Genomic DNA, 244 nt, shown 5'->3' with positions numbered 1-244 from the left:
CATGTACACCAAGTTCGTTATTGTCACCGATGACGATATCAACGCCCGTGACTGGAACGATGTGATCTGGGCCATCACCACGCGCATGGACCCCAAGCGTGATACGGTGATGATCGAAAACACGCCGATCGACTACCTGGACTTCGCGTCGCCGGTATCGGGGCTGGGGTCGAAGATGGGCCTGGACGCCACGCACAAGTGGCCGGGCGAGACTACACGCGAATGGGGGCGGGTCATTGTCAAG

Annotated in this window: 1 pseudogene; it reads left to right on the top strand. The window is 59.0% G+C overall.

The window, feature by feature from the left end:
• A pseudogene (locus R0J88_RS22730) lies at positions 1–244 on the top strand (3-octaprenyl-4-hydroxybenzoate decarboxylase); the annotation flags it as partial.

The organism is Pseudoalteromonas sp. SIMBA_162 (genome assembly GCF_046535955.1).
Lineage (GTDB): Bacteria > Pseudomonadota > Gammaproteobacteria > Enterobacterales > Alteromonadaceae > Pseudoalteromonas > Pseudoalteromonas marina.
This window is presented reverse-complemented; position numbering and strand designations above follow the sequence as displayed.